Here is a 671-nt window from a genome sequence, read left to right on the forward strand (position 1 = left end):
CTCCTATGTATGGACTCGCCCCCACTGTCTACCTGCTTTTCAAACACTGCTACCCGGTTGCATCTATGTATAAGGCCTATTCGAGGAAGCCATCTTTGGCTTCTGGCCAACATTGGTTGAGCTCACGGTATGCCGATTACATTCAGGCCTCGAAGGCCGGTAGGAGCGCAGGCATCAATCCGCGACGGTCTGACCTGGGGTCAATGTTTTCTAGCAGGGGYTGGAGCGCACTTGCGCCCCGGTGGCAGAACGCTGTCGATCAACAACTTGTCGCCGCCGGCCGGCCATCGGCCGGTTGGCGGCGATAAGTCTGGTCATTCTGTAGCAGTACCCAGATGATTCGCAGGTTGCGATTCGCCAGCCGTACCGCTGCTTCCTTGCGTCCCAGCCGACTCTGCCAGCGTTGCAAGCGACGATCGTCGGGCTGTTCCGAATCTGGGCGCAGCTGCCTCAATACCGCGTGAGCCCCCTGCACCATCAGGCTGCGCACGTAGCCATCGCCTCGTTTGCACATCCGGCCCAGGCGAACCTTCGACCCACTGCTGTTCTGATCAGGCACCAGGCCAAAGTAGGCAGCGAAGCGACGTGCATCGGCGAAGCGCTCCGGCTCGGTCTGTTTGGCCAGTATCGCCGTGGCGATGATCGGTCCGACACCGCGTACGGTCATCAGC

At 60.3% G+C, this 671-nt stretch carries 1 protein-coding gene; it reads right to left on the reverse strand.

Features of this window, described 5'->3' with window-relative positions; translation table 11 throughout:
• Positions 1 to 259 precede the first annotated feature (259 nt).
• A partial coding sequence (locus AC1DWM_RS30140; protein WP_477796895.1) for a transposase occupies positions 260 to 671 on the reverse strand: 412 nt, incomplete at its 5' end.

The sequence above is a fragment of the Pseudomonas sp. P4_C8 genome, from assembly GCF_056401975.1.